This is a genomic window from Modestobacter sp. SSW1-42 (genome assembly GCF_046635825.1).
GTDB lineage: Bacteria > Actinomycetota > Actinomycetes > Mycobacteriales > Geodermatophilaceae > Modestobacter.
Genome location: NZ_JBISCA010000001.1, coordinates 281814 through 297400 on the forward strand (window position 1 = coordinate 281814; position 15587 = coordinate 297400).

The 15587-nt window shown below is 71.1% G+C and carries 13 protein-coding genes and 1 tRNA gene; 8 read left to right on the forward strand and 6 right to left on the reverse strand.

Annotated features, from left to right (window positions below; translation table 11 throughout):
• Positions 1-100 precede the first annotated feature (100 nt).
• Positions 101-895, forward strand: coding sequence for a M23 family metallopeptidase (locus tag ACGBYP_RS01440; RefSeq protein ID WP_411582217.1), 795 nt, complete (start codon positions 101-103; stop codon positions 893-895).
• 38 nt (positions 896-933) lie between these two features.
• On the opposite strand, the gene ACGBYP_RS01445 is transcribed toward ACGBYP_RS01440, so the two are convergent.
• The 3 genes from ACGBYP_RS01445 to ACGBYP_RS01455 all read right to left on the reverse strand — a co-directional run bounded on the left by ACGBYP_RS01445 (position 934) and on the right by ACGBYP_RS01455 (position 4489).
• Complete coding sequence (locus ACGBYP_RS01445) at positions 934-1608, reverse strand: response regulator (protein ID WP_411581487.1); 675 nt, start codon at positions 1606-1608, stop codon at positions 934-936.
• Positions 1605-4109 carry an ATP-binding protein gene (locus ACGBYP_RS01450; RefSeq protein WP_411581488.1) on the reverse strand — a complete coding sequence of 835 codons (2505 nt, stop codon included), beginning with the start codon at positions 4107-4109 and terminating at the stop codon, positions 1605-1607. Before ACGBYP_RS01450 ends, ACGBYP_RS01445 begins: the two co-directional genes overlap by 4 nt.
• A gap of 80 nt (positions 4110-4189) precedes the next feature.
• The gene (locus tag ACGBYP_RS01455) at positions 4190-4489 is read right to left on the reverse strand and encodes a hypothetical protein (RefSeq protein ID WP_411581489.1); all 300 of its coding nucleotides are present in this window, start codon (positions 4487-4489) and stop codon (positions 4190-4192) included.
• A 169-nt stretch (positions 4490-4658) separates the two neighbouring features.
• Between ACGBYP_RS01455 and ACGBYP_RS01460 the strand changes: the two genes are divergently transcribed.
• Entirely contained in the window at positions 4659-5090 is a 432-nt protein-coding gene (locus ACGBYP_RS01460) for a helix-turn-helix domain-containing protein (RefSeq protein WP_411581490.1), read from the forward strand.
• 10 nt (positions 5091-5100) lie between these two features.
• Positions 5101-5523 carry a VOC family protein gene (locus tag ACGBYP_RS01465; protein ID WP_411581491.1) on the forward strand — a complete coding sequence of 141 codons (423 nt, stop codon included), beginning with the start codon at positions 5101-5103 and terminating at the stop codon, positions 5521-5523.
• A gap of 42 nt (positions 5524-5565) precedes the next feature.
• On the opposite strand, the gene ACGBYP_RS01470 is transcribed toward ACGBYP_RS01465, so the two are convergent.
• The gene (locus tag ACGBYP_RS01470) at positions 5566-6195 is read right to left on the reverse strand and encodes a DedA family protein (protein WP_411581492.1); all 630 of its coding nucleotides are present in this window, start codon (positions 6193-6195) and stop codon (positions 5566-5568) included.
• 305 nt (positions 6196-6500) lie between these two features.
• Between ACGBYP_RS01470 and kdpF the strand changes: the two genes are divergently transcribed.
• The 5 genes from kdpF (at position 6501) to ACGBYP_RS01495 (ending at position 11217) form a co-directional block, all read left to right on the forward strand.
• Positions 6501-6581, forward strand: coding sequence for a K(+)-transporting ATPase subunit F (kdpF, locus tag ACGBYP_RS01475; protein ID WP_370629363.1), 81 nt, complete (start codon positions 6501-6503; stop codon positions 6579-6581).
• On the forward strand, positions 6581-8326 hold the full coding sequence (gene kdpA / locus ACGBYP_RS01480; protein ID WP_411581493.1) for a potassium-transporting ATPase subunit KdpA: 1746 nt from the start codon (positions 6581-6583) through the stop codon (positions 8324-8326). The genes kdpF and kdpA overlap by 1 nt, the downstream gene beginning before the upstream one ends.
• 73 nt (positions 8327-8399) lie before the next feature.
• Entirely contained in the window at positions 8400-10442 is a 2043-nt protein-coding gene (gene kdpB / locus ACGBYP_RS01485; protein WP_411581494.1) for a potassium-transporting ATPase subunit KdpB, read from the forward strand.
• Entirely contained in the window at positions 10442-11050 is a 609-nt protein-coding gene (gene kdpC / locus ACGBYP_RS01490) for a potassium-transporting ATPase subunit KdpC (RefSeq protein WP_411581495.1), read from the forward strand. The genes kdpB and kdpC overlap by 1 nt, the downstream gene beginning before the upstream one ends.
• A 94-nt stretch (positions 11051-11144) precedes the next feature.
• Positions 11145-11217 (forward strand) — tRNA-Ala (locus ACGBYP_RS01495).
• A gap of 103 nt (positions 11218-11320) precedes the next feature.
• Here the strand turns inward: ACGBYP_RS01495 and ACGBYP_RS01500 are convergent.
• Together ACGBYP_RS01500 and ACGBYP_RS01505 are read right to left on the reverse strand one after the other, a co-directional pair.
• Positions 11321-14272 (reverse strand): DEAD/DEAH box helicase, encoded by a 2952-nt coding sequence (locus ACGBYP_RS01500; protein WP_411581496.1) that lies wholly within the window; start codon positions 14270-14272, stop codon positions 11321-11323.
• A 366-nt stretch (positions 14273-14638) separates the two neighbouring features.
• Positions 14639-15541 carry a DNA polymerase beta superfamily protein gene (locus tag ACGBYP_RS01505; RefSeq protein ID WP_411581497.1) on the reverse strand — a complete coding sequence of 301 codons (903 nt, stop codon included), beginning with the start codon at positions 15539-15541 and terminating at the stop codon, positions 14639-14641.
• Positions 15542-15587: the final 46 nt, after the last annotated feature.

The following is a 15587-nucleotide window of genomic DNA, read 5'->3' on the forward strand; positions in this document are numbered from 1 at the left end:
TCGAATTACAAGTCTGGCATTCGATGTTTCGATGACTGCCGAACCGAGCCGGTGCCAGCGGGGGCCACCGGACATACCGAGGGGCAGGCGCGTGGGCTCGATGATCGCCGGCACGACCATCCGCAGCAGCGAGGTCGAGCCCCCGACCACCGGCACCACCTCCCGCCCCGGCCGGAACGCCCACGCCGCGGTCGCCCGTCGCCGTCCGGCCGCCCTGCTGGCCGCGCTGGTCGTCGGTGGCCTGGCCGCCGCACTGATCGGCGCGCAGGCGCCCTCCAGCGCCGTCGCCGAGGAGACGATCCCGGTGGCGATGCTGCTGGGCTCGGACGCCGAGGGCATGTTCGAGGTCGAGATGAACCCGCACGACGCCATCACCGAGGTCGAGGCCCGCGCCCGCCTCGACGAGGTGGCCGCCAACCGGGCCGAGCGCGCCAAGCGGGCCCAGGAGGAGCAGGCCGCCGCCGAGGCGCGCGCCGAGGCCGAGGCGGAGGCGGCCCGGCCCAAGGCCGTCTCCCCGGTGGCGAACGCCCGGCTCACCAGCTGCTTCTGCCAGCGCTGGGGCACCATGCACTGGGGCATCGACCTGGCCGCCCCGATGATGACCCCGGAGTACTCGGCCGAGGACGGCGTCGTGCTGCGCGCCGGCGCGGCCAGCGGCTACGGCCAGGCGGTGTACATCCTGGGCGTCAGCGGCGACGTGACCGTCTACGGCCACATGGAGAAGCTCCTGGTCAAGGCCGGTGACGTGGTCGAGGCCGGCGACAAGATCGCGCTGCTGGGCAGCCGTGGCCAGTCGACCGGCCCGCACCTGCACTTCGAGGTGCACCGCGGCGGCATGGACGGCAAGCGCGTCGACCCCGTCCAGTGGCTCGCCGCCCGCGGCGTCGAGCTGTAGCCGGGACCCTCTAAGGGCCATGTTCGCGAACATGGCCCTCAGGGCGTGAAGCGGTAGCCCATGCCGGGTTCGGTGTGCAGGTAGCGCGGGTGCCCGGGGTCGGGTTCGAGCTTGCGGCGCAGCTGGGCCAGGTAGACGCGCAGATAGTTGGTCTCCCGCTCGTAGGCCGGGCCCCAGACCGACTGCAGCAGCTGCTTCTGCCCGACCAGCCGGCCCGGTGAGCGGACCAGCTCCGACAGCAGCGCCCACTCCGTCGGCGTCAGCCGCACCTGGACGCCGTCCATGAGCACCTGCTTGGCGGCGAGGTCGACGGTGAAGTGGTCGGTGACCACCACGGCCTGCCCGGGCTCGGCGGTGCCGCGCCGCACGGCGGCCCGCAGCCGGGCCAGCAGCTCGGCCATGTCGAAGGGCTTGGTCACGTAGTCGTCGGCGCCGGCGTCGAGGGCGGACACCTTGTCCTGGCTGTCGGCGCGGGCCGACAGCACCAGCACCGGCCCGGTGAACCACGGCCGCAGCCCGGCGAGCACCTCGGTGCCGTCGAGGTCGGGCAGCCCGAGGTCCAGCACGACCACGTCGGGGTGGGCCGCGGCGGCCTCCCGCAGCGCGGTCGTGCCGTCGGGGGCGGTGACCACCTCGTGCCCGGCCGCCCGCAGGCTGATCCGCAGCGCCCGCAGCAGCTGGACGTCGTCGTCGACGACGAGCACCCGGCTCACGAGGCCACCGCCACCGGGACGTCGGCCGGCGCCAGCGAGACCACCATGGTGAGCCCGCCGCCCGGGGTGTCCTCGGCGGTCAGGGTGCCGCCCATCGCCTCGGTGAGCCCGCGGGCGACGGCCAGCCCGAGGCCCACGCCCTGGCCGGCCGGGGCGTCGCCGAGCCGCTGGAAGGGGGCGAACACCCGCTCGCGGTCGGCCGGGCGCACCCCGGGTCCGCGGTCGACGACGCGCAGCTCGACCCGGCCCGCGGCGGCACCGGCGCGCACGTCGACCGGGCCGGTGGCCGCGTGCCGGGTGGCGTTGTCGGCGAGGTTGGCGACCACCCGCTCCAGCAGCCCGGGGTCGGCCAGCGCGGGGGGCAGGTCGTCGGGGGAGGTGAACCGCACGCGGGAGCGCTGCTCCTCGTCCAGCCAGGACAGCGCGGCGTGCACCACCGAGGTGAGGTCGGCCGGCGCGCTCACCGGGGTGAGGGCGCCGGACTGCAGCCGGCTCATGTCCAGCAGGTTGTCGACCAGGCCGGTGAGCCGGTCGGCGGACTCGTCGACGGTGGCGATCAGCTCGGTGCGGTCGTCGTCGGTGAGCGCCAGGTCGGTCGAGCGCAGCGCGGAGGAGGCGGCCTTGATGCCGGCCAGCGGGGTGCGCAGGTCGTGGCTGACCGCGGCGAGCAGCGCGGTGCGCATGCTGTTGCCGGCCGCCAGTCGGTCGACCTCGGCGGCCTGCGCGGCGAGCCGGCCCTGCTGCAGCGCGACCGCGGCCTGCTCGGCGAAGGCGACCAGCACCCGCCGCTCGCTGGCCGGCAGGGTGCGCCCGCACAGCTGCAGGGTCAGCGAGTCGGTCACCTCGATCTCCTCCGGCTGCTCGCCGTCGGGGGCGCCGCAGGTGCCCACGGTGCGGTCGCCGTCGGCGGTCTGCTCGACCATGGTCACCGACCGCAGCCCGAACGCCTCGCGCACCTGCTCCAGCAGCGCCGGCAGCGCCCGGTCACCGGCCAGCACCGAGCGGGACAGCGAGGCGAGCATCGCCGTCTCCGCGCCGGCCCGGGCCGCGGCGGTCGCCCGCCGCGCCGAGCGGTCGACGACGGTGGCCACGGCGACGGCGACCACGAGGTAGCCGGCCAGGGCCACGACGTCGTCGACCCGGCCGACGGTGAGCCGGCCGGTGGGCTGGGTGAAGAACCAGTTCTCGGCCAGGCCGCTGGTGACCGCGGCCAGCACGGCCGGCAGCAGCCCGCCGACCAGGGCGACGGCGACGACCAGCAGCAGGAAGACCAGCAGCACGCTGGCCAGCGACAGCGCGGCGTCGGCGGCCAGGCAGGCCAGGGTGACCAGCGGGACGCCGAGCAGCGCCAGCGCGACGCCGAACCACCGGCGGCGGGCCGTCAGCGCGCCGGTCAGCGGGGGCAGCCGCAGGCCGGGGGAGCCGGCGGCGGAGTGGGTGACGATGTGCACGTCGATCTCGCCGGAGGCGGCGATCACCTCCCCGCCGATGCCGCCGCGCAGCGCCCGCGCCCAGCGGGACCGCCGGCTGGTGCCCACCACCAGCTGGGTGGCGTCGACGCCGCGGGCGAACTCCAGCAGCGTCGCCGCCACCTGGTCGCCGACGACCTGGTGGTAGGTGCCGCCGAGGCTCTCGACCAGCGCGCGCTGGGTGTGCAGCGCCTCCGGGGAGGCGCCGGCCAGGCCGTCGGAGCTGAGCACGTGGACGGCGAACAGCGCGCCGGTGCCCGAGCGGCGGGCGACCCGGGCGGCGCGGCGGATGAGCGTCTCGCCCTCCGGGCCGCCGGTCAGCGCGACGACGACCCGCTCGCGGGCCTCCCAGACGTGGTCGATGTCGTGCTCGGTGCGGTAGCGCCGCAGCCCCTCGTCGACCCGGTCGGCCAGCCACAGCAGGGCCAGCTCGCGCAGCGCGGTGAGGTTGCCGACCCGGAAGTAGTTGCCCATCGCGGCGTCCACCCGCTCGGCCGGGTAGACGTTGCCGTGCGCCATCCGCCGGCGCAGCGACTCCGGCGACATGTCCACCAGCTCGACCTGGTCGGCGCGGCGCACCACCTCGTCGGGCACCGTCTCCTGCTGGACGACGCCGGTGATCTGGGCGACGACGTCGGTCAGGCTCTCCAGGTGCTGCACGTTGACCGTGGTCAGCACGCTGATCCCGGCGGCCAGCAGCTCCTCGACGTCCTGCCAGCGCTTGGCGTTGCGGGAGCCGGGGGCGTTGCTGTGCGCCAGCTCGTCGACGACCACCAGGTCGGGGCGGCGGGCGCGCACGCCGTCGACGTCCAGCTCGGTCAGCGTCACCCCGCGGTGGGTGACCTGGGCGCGGGGGAGCACCTCCAGGCCCTGCAGCTGCTCCAGCGTCCGCGGCCGGCCGTGGGTCTCGACCAGCCCGACGACGACGTCGGCGCCGCGGTCGGCGCGGCGGTGCGCCTCACCCAGGACGGCGAAGGTCTTCCCCACGCCGGGAGCGGCGCCCAGGTAGATGCGCAACGTGCCGCGGGCCATGGCCCCATGATCGTCCCGCCCGCGGCGGGGGAGGTGCCGCCGGGCGTCAGGAACGCGTCAAGACCACCCGGACGGGCGGGTCAGCAACCCGGCACCGCGCGGACCAGCTGGTCGCACTCCGGGCAGCGGTCGGGGTCGTTCGTCGTCCAGGTCAGCCCGGTGACGGCGACGAAGGCGCCGCACAGTGCCAGCTCCGGCTCGCCCTCCAGCTCCTCCGTGCAGCGGTGCGCCTCGACCGCGTGCCGCAGCGGGTGCGGCTGGTCCCGCCGCCAGCGGGCCGGCCAGGTGGCGCGGCAGACGCCGACCACGATCGGGCACGGCGGCGCGCTCGGGCGGGCGGCGGCGGGCGGGAGGACGCGGAGCGGGACGGTCGTGGTCACCGGCCCAGCCTCGGGCTGCCGGCGGGGCGGGTCCACCGCCTTGACGCCGCCCTGACGCCCCCGCCGCCGTCCTTGACGCCGCGGCCACGCGGTCGTCGGCGGGAGCTCGTGCTCTGCTGCCAGGACGGCGGCAGGGCACGACCGCCGGCGGGGCTGCCAGGATCCGGGCGTGAGCCGGGCGAGCGAGGACTCCAACCGGCGGATGCTGCGGGCCCGCGACGCCATGGACCGCAGCTACGCCGAGCCCCTCGACGTCCCCGCGCTGGCCGCCATCGCCTGCGTCTCCGAAGCGCACTTCATCCGCACGTTCAAGGCGACCTTCGGCGAGACGCCGCACCGCTACCTGCAGCGCCGCCGGGTGGAGCGGGCGATGTGGCTGCTGCGCTGCACCGACGCCAGCGTCACCGACGTCTGCATGACCGTCGGGTTCTCCAGCCTGGGCACCTTCAGCCGGGTGTTCAGCGCGATCGTCGGGGAGCCACCGAGCGTGCACCGCCGGCGCGGGCCGCTCGCGCCGGTGCCCAGCTGCTTCGGGATGCGCTGGCTGCGGCCGGCGGAGACCGCAGTTCCGGAGAAGCCCGCGGCGCCCGCGCGGCCCTAGCGTCGTCGGCATGCTGAACACCATCTCGATCACCTCTCTGTACGTGCTCGACCAGGACGAGGCCCTCGACTTCTACGTCGGCAAGCTCGGCTTCGAGGTCCAGACCGACCAGCAGTTCGGGCCGATGCGCTTCCTGACCGTGGCGCTGCCCACCGACCCCGGGCACGCCGTCCTGCTGGAGCTGCCCGCGCCGCCGTCGGTGAGCCCGGAGGTCGCCGAGCAGGTGCGCGACTCCGTCACCAAGGGCGCCGGCGGCGGGCACCTGTTCTTCACCACCGACGACGCGCACACGACGCACGCCGAGCTGCGGGAGCGCGGCGTCGACGTGCCCGAGGAGCCGGTCGTGCAGCCCTACGGCATCGACTTCGGCTTCCGCGACCCGTTCGGCAACTCCGTCCGGGTCGCCCAGATGACCCCGCCGCCGTCGGCCTGACGACGCGGGGACGCTGCCCGGCCGCACGGGGTCCGGGCAGCGTCAGGGGCCGGTGGCCGCCGAGCGCCGGTGGTGCGCCCGCGCGGAGCGCACGACGAGCGCGACGACCAGGACGCCGAGGACGACGGCGGCCACCCAGCCCGCCCCGGTCGCCACCCGCTCCCCGAGAGCCCGGGACAGCAGGATCACGGTGGTGGCCCAGGCCGTGCCGCTGACCACGAGCACCGGACCGGCCAGCCGCAGCGGCACCCCGGCCCCACCGGCGACCCGGGGCGTCAGGGTGCGGGTGCCGGCGATCCAGTGCGACCCGGCCAGGACGGCGACCGTGCCCACGGGGCCCAGCCGGGTCAGCCAGCTGCGGGCGGTGCGCACCACGGGCTCGACCCGGGCACGCAGCCGGCGGTGCGAGCCGGGGTCGAGTGCCCGCCGCCCGTGGCCGCGGCGCCAGCCGGTCAGCGCGCCGCCGACGCTGGCCGTGGCGGCCACCGCGATCGGCAGCGCCGGGTGCCATGCGGAGCTCGCGGACCAGAGGCCGAGCACCACCAGCGTCGTGGTGCCGGGCATCAGCAGCCCGATCAGCACGCTGCTCTCCACGGCCAGCACGAGCGCCGCGACCGCCAGCACGACCAGGGCGGGCCAGTCGCCCACCTGGTCCAGCAGCGCCCTCACCATGCACCGCAGTGTCCCTGCTCGCGGGGGGTGGACCAGCGTCCGGCGTCCCGGTGAGCCGGAGAACACCGCTCGTCCGCGGCGTCAGGACGGCGTCAAGGTCGCCGTCCGCCCGCGTCAGGGAACCGTCAAGACCCGGTGCAGGACGCCGGAGCACTCCTAGCGTCGCCGCTCGCGAGGTGGACGACGACGGGTCGTCCGCGAGAGACGGATGAAGGTGCTCACGAGGTGACCGACGTGGTCTACGTGCTCCTCACGCTGGCGGTCTTCGGGTTGCTGGCGCTGGCTGTGCGCGGGGTGGAGGAGCTGTGACCTGGGTCGGACTGGCCGTGGCCGCGGCCCTGGTGCTCTACCTGCTGGCGAGCCTGCTGTTCCCGGAGCGGTTCTGATGAGCGCCACCGCAGCCGGCTGGCTGCAGGCGGGCCTGCTGGTGGTGGCGCTGGTCGCCGTCCACCAGCCGCTGGGCGACTGGATGGCCCGCGTCTTCACCACCGACGCGTCCCCGGCCCCCGAGGGGCCGAAGTCGCGACTTCGGCCCCTCGGCTCGGGGCGGCCGAAGTCGCGTCCCCGGCCCCAGTCGCCCCACTGGCGGGTGGAGAAGGTCGTCTACCGGGCGGTCGGCGTGGACGCCGACACCGAGCAGCGCTGGCCCACCTACCTGCGCAGCGTGCTGGCGTTCTCGCTGGTGTCGGTGCTCTTCCTGTACCTGCTCCAGCGGGTGCAGGCGGTGCTGCCGTGGAGCAACGACATGGCGGGAGTCGAGGGCGGCTCCGCCTGGAACACCGCGGTCAGCTTCGTGACCAACACGAACTGGCAGGGCTACGCCGGTGAGTCGACGATGGGCCACCTGGTCCAGATGGCCGGCCTCGCGGTGCAGAACTTCGTCTCGGCCGCGGTGGGCCTGGCGGTGGCGGTCGCGCTGGTGCGCGGCTTCGCCCGCACCCGCACCGACCGGCTGGGCAACTTCTGGGTCGACCTGACCCGCGCGCTCACCCGCCTGCTGCTGCCGCTGTCGGTGCTGGGCGCGATCGTGCTGGTGCTCGGCGGCGTGGTGCAGAACCTGTCCGCGGGCACCGACGCCACGACGCTGTCGGGCGCGACGCAGTTCCTCCCCGGTGGGCCGGTGGCCTCGCAGGAGGTCATCAAGCAGCTGGGCACCAACGGCGGTGGCTTCTACAACGCCAACTCCGCGCACCCCTTCGAGGGCCCCAGCGCCTGGATCTCGCTGTTCGAGGTCTTCCTGATGCTGGTCATCCCGTTCTCGCTGCCCCGCACGTTCGGCCGGATGGTCGGCGACGAGCGGCAGGGCCTGGCGATCGTCGGCGTCATGGGCGCGCTGTTCGCCGCGTCGCTGGCGCTGAGCAACTGGGCGCAGGCCCGCGCCGGTGGTGCTGCGCTGCAGCTGGCCGGGGCGGCGACCGAGGGCCAGGAGGTGCGTTTCGGCGGGCCGCTGTCGGCCCTGTTCGGGACGGCGACCACGCTCACCTCCACCGGCGCGGTCAACGCGATGCACGACAGCTTCACGCCCACCGGCGGGCTGCTGACGTTGGCCAACATGATGCTGGGCGAGGTCGCGCCCGGCGGTGTCGGCTCGGGCCTCTACGGGATGCTCGTGCTCGCCGTCATCGCCGTCTTCGTCGCCGGCCTCATGGTCGGGCGGACGCCTGAGTACCTGGGCAAGAAGCTCGGCCGCCGCGAGATGACCCTGGCCTCGCTGTACGTGCTCACCACCCCGGCGACCGTGCTGATCGGCACGGCGGTCGCGATGGCCACCGACGCCGGCCGCGGCTCGATGCTCAACGACGGCCCGCACGGCCTGAGCGAGGTGCTCTACGCGTTCACCTCGGCCGGCAACAACAACGGCTCGGCGTTCGCCGGGCTGAGCGCGAACACGCCGTTCTACAACACCGCCCTCGGGCTGGCGATGGCCTTCGGCCGGTTCGTCCCGATCGTGCTGGTTCTCGCCCTGGCCGGCCGGCTGGCCCAGCAGGGGAAGACCCCGGCCACCGCCGGGACCCTGCCCACCCAACAGGTGCTGTTCGTCGGGCTGCTGTCCGCCGTCGTCCTGGTCGTCGTCGGCCTCACCTACTTCCCGGTCCTCTCCCTCGGCCCCCTGGCGGAGGCCCTCTCATGACCACCGCCCGCCCCCTCTCAGGGCCGAAGTCGCGACTTCGGCCCGCCGTCCGTCCCGCAGAAGAAGGACTGTCATGACCGCGACCCTGGAACGTCCCCCCGTCGAGTCGCGCCCGCAGCAGCGTGCCGGCATCGAGTGGGGCCCGGCCCTGGTCGGGGCGGTGCGCAAGCTCGACCCGCGCGGCCTGGTGCGCCAGCCTGTCGTCTTCGTGGTGTGGGTCGGCTCGGTGTTCTCCACCGTGCTGGCGGTCACCGACCCGTCGGTGTTCAGCTGGCTGATCGCGGCCTGGCTGTGGTTGACCGTGCTGTTCGCCAACGTCGCCGAGGCCGTCGCCGAGGGCCGCGGCAAGGCGCAGGCCGACACGCTGCGCAAGGCGCGGCAGACCACCGTCGCGCACATGCTCGACGGCTCGGAGAAGGCCGCCGCCGACCTGCGCCCCGGCGACCGGGTCGTCGTCATGGCCGGCCAGGTGATCCCCGGTGACGGCGACGTCGTCGAGGGCATCGCCAGCGTCGACGAGTCGGCGATCACCGGTGAGTCCGCGCCGGTGATCCGTGAGTCCGGCGGCGACCGGTCCGCGGTCACCGGCGGGACGACGGTGCTCAGCGACCGGATCGTCGTCCAGATCACCAGCAAGCCCGGCGAGACCTTCGTCGACCGGATGATCGCCCTGGTCGAGGGCGCCGCCCGGCAGCGGACGCCGAACGAGATCGCGCTGAACATCCTGCTCAGCTCGCTCACGATCGTGTTCCTGCTCGCGGTGGTGACGCTGCAGCCGCTGGCGAGCTGGTCCGGCGCCGAGCAGTCGGTGACGGTGTTGATCGCGCTGATCGTCTGCCTGATCCCGACCACGATCGGGGCGCTGCTGTCGGCCATCGGCATCGCCGGCATGGACCGGCTGGTGCAGCGCAACGTGCTGGCGATGAGCGGCCGCGCGGTCGAGGCCGCCGGCGACGTGAACACCCTGCTGCTGGACAAGACCGGCACCATCACCTTGGGGAACCGGCAGGCGGCGGAGTTCCTCGCCGTCGGCGGGGCGACCGAGGCCGAGGTGGCCGACGCCGCGCAGCTCGCGTCGCTGGCCGACGAGACGCCGGAGGGGCGCAGCATCGTCGTCCTGGCCAAGGAGCGGTACGGGCTGCGGGAGCGTTCCCTCGTGGACGCGGTGTTCGTGCCGTTCACCGCGCAGACCCGGATGAGCGGCGTCGACCTGCCCGACGGCCGGCAGCTGCGCAAGGGCGCGGCGGGTGCGGTGCAGGCGTGGGTGCGCTCGCTGGACGGTCCGGTGCCCCCGGACGTCGCCGACGCCGTCGACGGCATCTCCGCCTCCGGCGGGACGCCGCTGCTGCTGGCCGAGTCGGTGGAGGAGCGGGCCCGGGTCCTCGGCGTCATCCACCTCAAGGACGTCGTGAAGCCCGGCATGCGGGAGCGGTTCGAGGAGCTGCGCCGCATGGGGATCCGCACGGTGATGATCACCGGCGACAACGAGCGGACGGCGCGGGCGATCGCGGCCGAGGCCGGCATCGACGACGTCCTGGCCGAGGCGACGCCGGAGGACAAGCTGGCGCTGATCACCCGGGAGCAGGAGGGTGGCCGGCTGGTCGCGATGACGGGGGACGGCACCAACGACGCGCCCGCGCTCGCGCAGGCCGACGTCGGGGTGGCGATGAACACCGGGACGTCGGCGGCGAAGGAGGCCGGCAACATGGTCGACCTCGACTCCGACCCGACGAAGCTGATCGAGATCGTGGAGATCGGCAAGCAGCTGCTCATCACCCGCGGGTCGCTGACCACGTTCTCCATCGCCAACGACCTGGCGAAGTACTTCGCGATCCTGCCGGCCATGTTCGCCGGGGTCTTCCCGGGGCTGGACACGCTCAACGTGATGCGGCTGGCCTCTCCGGAGTCGGCGATCCTCTCGGCCGTCATCTTCAACGCGCTGATCATCGTGGCGCTGGTGCCGCTGGCCCTGCGCGGCGTGAAGTACCGGCCCTCGTCGGCGTCGGCGATGTTGCGCCGCAACCTGCTGGTCTACGGCGTCGGTGGCGTGGTGCTGCCCTTCGTCGGGATCAAGCTCATCGACCTGCTCGTCTCCCTCATCCCCGGGATCGCGTGATGCCCACTCTGCGTTCAGGCCGCCAGCTGGTGGCCGCCGTCCGTGCCGTCCTCCTGGCCACTGTCGTGCTGGGGCTGGTCTACCCGCTGGTGATGGTGGGCCTCGCCCAGCTCATCGCGCCCTCTCGTGCCGACGGCTCGCTGGTGACCCGGGACGGTTCAACCGTCGGGTCGTCATTGGTCGGCCAGGCCTTCACGTCGGAAGCTGGTGACGCGCTGCCGCAGTACTTCCAGTCGCGGCCGTCGGCGTCGGACTACGACGGCGCCGCGTCGGGTGGGTCGAACCTGGGGCCGAACTCGAGCGACCTGGTGGGCGCGATCACCGAGCGGCGGGAGCAGGTGGCGGCGTTCAACGACGTCACGCCTGACCAGGTGCCCGCGGACGCGGTGACGGCGTCGGCGTCCGGGCTCGACCCGGGCATCTCGCCGGCCTACGCGGAGCTCCAGGTGGCCCGCGTGGCCGAGGCCCGCGGGGCGTCGCCGAGCGACGTGACGGCGCTGGTGGACGGCGCCACGCACGGCCGTGACCTGGGCTTCATCGGTGCGCCGTACGTCAACGTGTTGGAGCTCAACCTGGCGCTCGACGAGCGGTACGGCACCGCGGGCTGACGACACGGCGCCCAGTGGGGGACCCCCTCGCTGGGCGCCGTTCACCCTGATGTAGTGTTCTCCACGGCTCGGACACACCAGACCGGGTCGGCAAGGGGCTGTGGCGCAGCTGGTAGCGCACCACACTGGCAGTGTGGGGGTCAGGGGTTCGAGTCCCCTCAGCTCCACTTTTGCAAAGAGGGCCACTCCGCACCGGAGTGGCCCTCTTTGTTTGGATGGTGGGTGTCATCCCTTGGCCGCCAGGACGTGAATTCGCCAAAGCCCACGCCGTCATGCGGCACCAATGACCTCGAAGGCGGCGTCGACTGTGCTGAGGTCGAGAAGGCAGTAGGTCAGCAAGGCCTCTCCTGCTTGCCAGCCAGCCACCCTCGCGCAGCTGAGTCCAGGCTGCGCGATTGCCACCGACACGTGTGTCTCCGGCGGTGTGGAGGCCCAACTACTGACCCTCTGCTTGATGCTGCCCGTTCCATCCGATAGCACTTTGGCGCGTCTTTGCAGATGCGCGTCCAGCTCTCGCCAGAAGTGCGCCATGTTGGTCACCCAGCGGGCGCTCCGTGTCGCTTGCCCGATCACCTGTTCGATGTCCTGAAGGTCGCGGCGAGGCGAGTCAGAGCCAGCAAATTTGCAGTGCACCAGAGACACGTAAATCGGCAGCGCGGGCTTATTTGGCACTTGTAGGACTATGAGATCAGCGATCTCGCCCGCACCGTCGTCGTTGATGACCGCGGTGCTGTAACCCGCCCGCACTTGGCTGGCGAAGTGGTTGGCGACATGCGTGTTGACGTTGATCAACCCGGGCTTAGGTGTCTTGCTTTCGCACCTAACGTCAACGCCGGCCCAGCTAATTACCTTGAGGCTATCCTCGGGGAAAGACATTGGTGCTGGTGAGGGTGGAGTGAGAACGCCCCCCGTGCTGCTCGAACCATCACTGAAAAATAACATGAACGGCGAACCGTTCAATCCGTCAAGAAGATCGCTTCGGTGGGATGACCCTTGAACCGAGTAAGTCGTCGCATCGTGACTGGAGCCAGGTGTCAAGCGTCCATCTGTTCCGATAGAAGCATGCAGCGCCACCAGGCCGCGCGCTTCGCCGATGCATTCAATGTTGGTGGGTGACGTACGGAAACATCGAAAGTCGATAGCCGTTATAGGAACCGTCTCCTTGCCGACGTGCACGTTCCAGTCGGCTGCCAAGATTCTAGGATCAGGCATGGCGGCGATAGGAATATCCGGAAACTGTTTGAGCTCTTGCGGAAGACGCAGGGCTAAGGGCTTGCCAGTCGGGGAGACGGTCGCAGGTGAACGAGACAGCTTACCCAGACGTTGGCACCAGCCGTAGAAACCCAGTAGATCGAGTCGCCCAGGTGACCACACTTTCGCTCGGCGCATGCTGAATCCGACAGAAATGGAAACAGAGCGGTCTCCAAACGGGTTCTTGGCACGCAGTATCAGATGGCCAGCCGCGTAAGAGAGCGACTCGGCTGGCGTGATGGCCCCACCGATTGACGTCCCCGCCATCATGCGGTAAGTGGCTAGTAGTCCGCCTGGCTGCCGAGCTGACCGCATGCCGACAGAGAAGTAGGAGTCGACGTCCATACCGGCGAGCACGGCAGTGAGCCAAGTAACGCGTGCTGGCTGAGGATCAGCGAATCCCAAGGCCTCAGCCAGTGACCGTGCGGCGCCGTCGCTTCTGGCGTGCACATACAATATCGGACTGACCTCGTCTAGAACCGCGACGGCCAGGTGGTGTTCCTCTGAATCGAGGGCGTCACTCGCCAGCCAGTCTGGCCTCGTTCGTTCGTAAGTTACAACCGCCCTAAGTCGACCGGTAGCATTCACACGATCAAATACGACGTCCTTGCCCCCCACTCGGGGCAATGCATCGTTCAAGCGATGTGAGGCCAGCGAAGGATCGACTCGGAAGGCCAAAACGTCGCGCGGCACTCTAATGGCCGCGGCCGACAAGGCATCGGGGAGACCGGTCAGGTCTCGCAAGTCCTGCATGAAGCGTCGACGGGCCCTTTCGTCTTCAAGAGCTGCGTCAGCGACCCGCGGTAGAAGTTTTGACCAGTCCGCATCCACCTCGTATAGCTCGCGCGTCTGCTCCGTTAGGTCTTCGTCGCGGATAGCTAAGAACTCGGCGCTGGCAAGATTACTGTTGGTTCGACTGATGCGGCCAACGAACTGAAGGGTCGCGGGTAGCGACTTGTGCTTTCGGTGATAGACGGCAATCTTGACCCTAGGCTCGTTGAAGCCTTCTCCGAGGACGCCGATACTGACTAGGCCGACTGTCTCACGTACATCAAGCCTCCGTAGAACTTCCCGCATGGCTCGTGGTGTTGTATCGGCGGTCACTACGTCGAGGCTCGCGCCGAGGGATGAATAGAGCGCCACTAAGTCGTCTGCCTCCTGTCGACCGCCTGCGCGCACGATCAGCCGACTGTCGCCGGCGAGATGTTCCGGGCTGTTCAGTCGCTCGACCGCCGCTGCAGCCAGACACGAGTCGCGATCCTGGTCGGGCTGTTGTTCAACTGGAATGAAGGAGATTGGACTAATGATGCCGTCCCTGAGTGCATCAGCGAGTCGATAGCTGAACACCAGCTCTGCTGGTATTTCCACTTGGTCCAGTCGGACGGGAGTGGCAGTGAGTAGCCCCTTAGCCGCCGACGGAAGGGACTCCATGAGGGCCGTCCAGGTCGGTGCTGGAACGTGGTGCGCCTCGTCAACCAAGATCAAGTCGAACAGCCCGCGCGGCGCTGCTACTACATCTCGATGTGCTGGTGACAGGACACCCATAGTCCCGACGATGACGTCGGCTCCTTGGGTCATCGTCAGCCAGTCGTCCACCGACCCCGGGCGGTGGTCGATGGTCCTTACTGCTGGGCCTGTCGTCGATGCATCAAGGACGTTCGCGTCCTTAAGTTGCCTCATCAACCGAAACTCGTCGGCGAGCTGATCGCGGATGATTCGGTTTGGGGTCGCGACGAGCAGTTTCTGCCTGGGGGGATGCAGTAGAGGAATGAGCGTCAGCACTGCACTCTTACCAGTCCCAGTCGGCAGCACCGCCAGCGCGGCCTCGGGGCGTCCGGATGTGAAGGCAGCTGCTATTGCCCACGCTGCCCCCAGCTGGGCTCGACGCAGTGGGCTTGGGGCTGTTGGGTCTTGTCTGACAGTTGACAGGCGTGCGGTCTTATCGAACCAGTTTGCGGCATCTTGTGTCATTGCCTATAGAGGTTAGAGGAAGCTGAGCGATCTGTTGAGGAGGCGGTCGAACATGTCAAGTGCGTCGGCGAGCCCTGCAGGACCTGCGCAGAGTCGCCGTAATCCTTGCCTAGCCAAGGCCGAGGCGCCCTCGAGTGGCTGCGGCTGAGTCTTGCTGACACCAGAGGCCAGCGCTTCCAATCCCAAGCGCACCCGCGCTAACACCTAGGTCGACGTCACCAGTGCGCCGCTGATGCATATGCAGCGGCGCACTCATAAGGCCAATGACGACGTCCACCGTAGGTTCGTCGCTCTGGAGCCGAGTCGGCGATGTAACTGGGGCTGACGAGGCAATAGGTGCATCCGGGACCGCAACTCATGTTCGTTCTAAGTCGTCAGCTGCGCCCACTGCCGCACGTAGGAGCGGTGGAGCCAGCCGTCGACCCATCCGTGGTCCGGTGCGGCGGGGATCGACGCGCTGCCGCGCAGGGCGGTGAGCCGCTGCTCGGCGTCGTCGACCGCTGCGACCACCTCGACCAGCGGCACATCGCCGCGGCGGACGGCGCGTAGGTAGGTGCGGTCGGGCTCGGGCACCGGCAGCGTGATCCGCCCCGTCGTCAGCAGCTCGACGCCCTGCAGCCCCAGCCGTAGCGCGTGCATGGCGTACTTGGTGTCGTAGCCGTGCACGTCCACCAGCTCGGGCCGGTTGGTGTGCGCCCCGACCTCGCCGGTCATCGCGGCGCGCTGGGAGGAGAGGTAGCCGAGGAACCGGTCGGCGGCCTTCTGCGAGACAAAGCGGTGGGCGTTCTCGACCAGCTCCACGCCGGCCTCGTCGCGGTGCACCACCTCGCCGTCGGGGACGAACAGCGGCAGCAGGACGGTCGGGTTGCCGGCCAGCGCCAGCCGCGCCCACTTGCGCGCCGAGTAGATGACGACGTCCAGGTCGCCGGCGCCCGACCGGTTCGCCAGGCCGCCGGGGCGGTCCCACGCGGTGTGCCGCTGGTACTGCTCGAACTCGACCATCGCCGAGTCCGCGCCCGTCCCGGCCGGCACCCGGGCGACGCCGGTGACGAACTCCGGCGGCTCGAGGCAGATGCCCATCTCGTCGCGGTCGTCCTGGCCGGTGACCGACGTCCCGTGCACCCCGGAGCCGACCTGGACCCGCAGGATCGTGCCCTGCTCGGCGATCCGCCGCGCCTCCTCGGAGGCGTGCGGGTGCGGGTAGCCGGCAGGCAGGCTGGTGTCGCCGCGCACGACCGGCACCTGGCTGCGCACTGCCTCGGCCGTCATGGCGCCAGGTTGTCAGCACGACACCGGCCACCGCCAGCAGATACTC

Excerpts from the sequence above, each read along its gene's own strand:
- ACGBYP_RS01470 (WP_411581492.1), bottom strand. The coding sequence starts at position 6,195 with ATGGTGAGGGCGCTGCTGGACCAGGTGGGCGACTGGCCCGCCCTGGTC.
- kdpC (WP_411581495.1), top strand. The coding sequence starts at position 10,442 with ATGCCCACTCTGCGTTCAGGCCGCCAGCTGGTGGCCGCCGTCCGTGCC.
- ACGBYP_RS01440 (WP_411582217.1), top strand. The coding sequence starts at position 101 with ATGATCGCCGGCACGACCATCCGCAGCAGCGAGGTCGAGCCCCCGACC.
- ACGBYP_RS01505 (WP_411581497.1), bottom strand. The coding sequence starts at position 15,541 with ATGACGGCCGAGGCAGTGCGCAGCCAGGTGCCGGTCGTGCGCGGCGAC.
- ACGBYP_RS01465 (WP_411581491.1), top strand. The coding sequence starts at position 5,101 with ATGCTGAACACCATCTCGATCACCTCTCTGTACGTGCTCGACCAGGAC.
- kdpA (WP_411581493.1), top strand. The coding sequence starts at position 6,581 with ATGAGCGCCACCGCAGCCGGCTGGCTGCAGGCGGGCCTGCTGGTGGTG.
- kdpB (WP_411581494.1), top strand. The coding sequence starts at position 8,400 with ATGACCGCGACCCTGGAACGTCCCCCCGTCGAGTCGCGCCCGCAGCAG.
- ACGBYP_RS01500 (WP_411581496.1), bottom strand. The coding sequence starts at position 14,272 with ATGACACAAGATGCCGCAAACTGGTTCGATAAGACCGCACGCCTGTCA.
- ACGBYP_RS01450 (WP_411581488.1), bottom strand. The coding sequence starts at position 4,109 with ATGGCCCGCGGCACGTTGCGCATCTACCTGGGCGCCGCTCCCGGCGTG.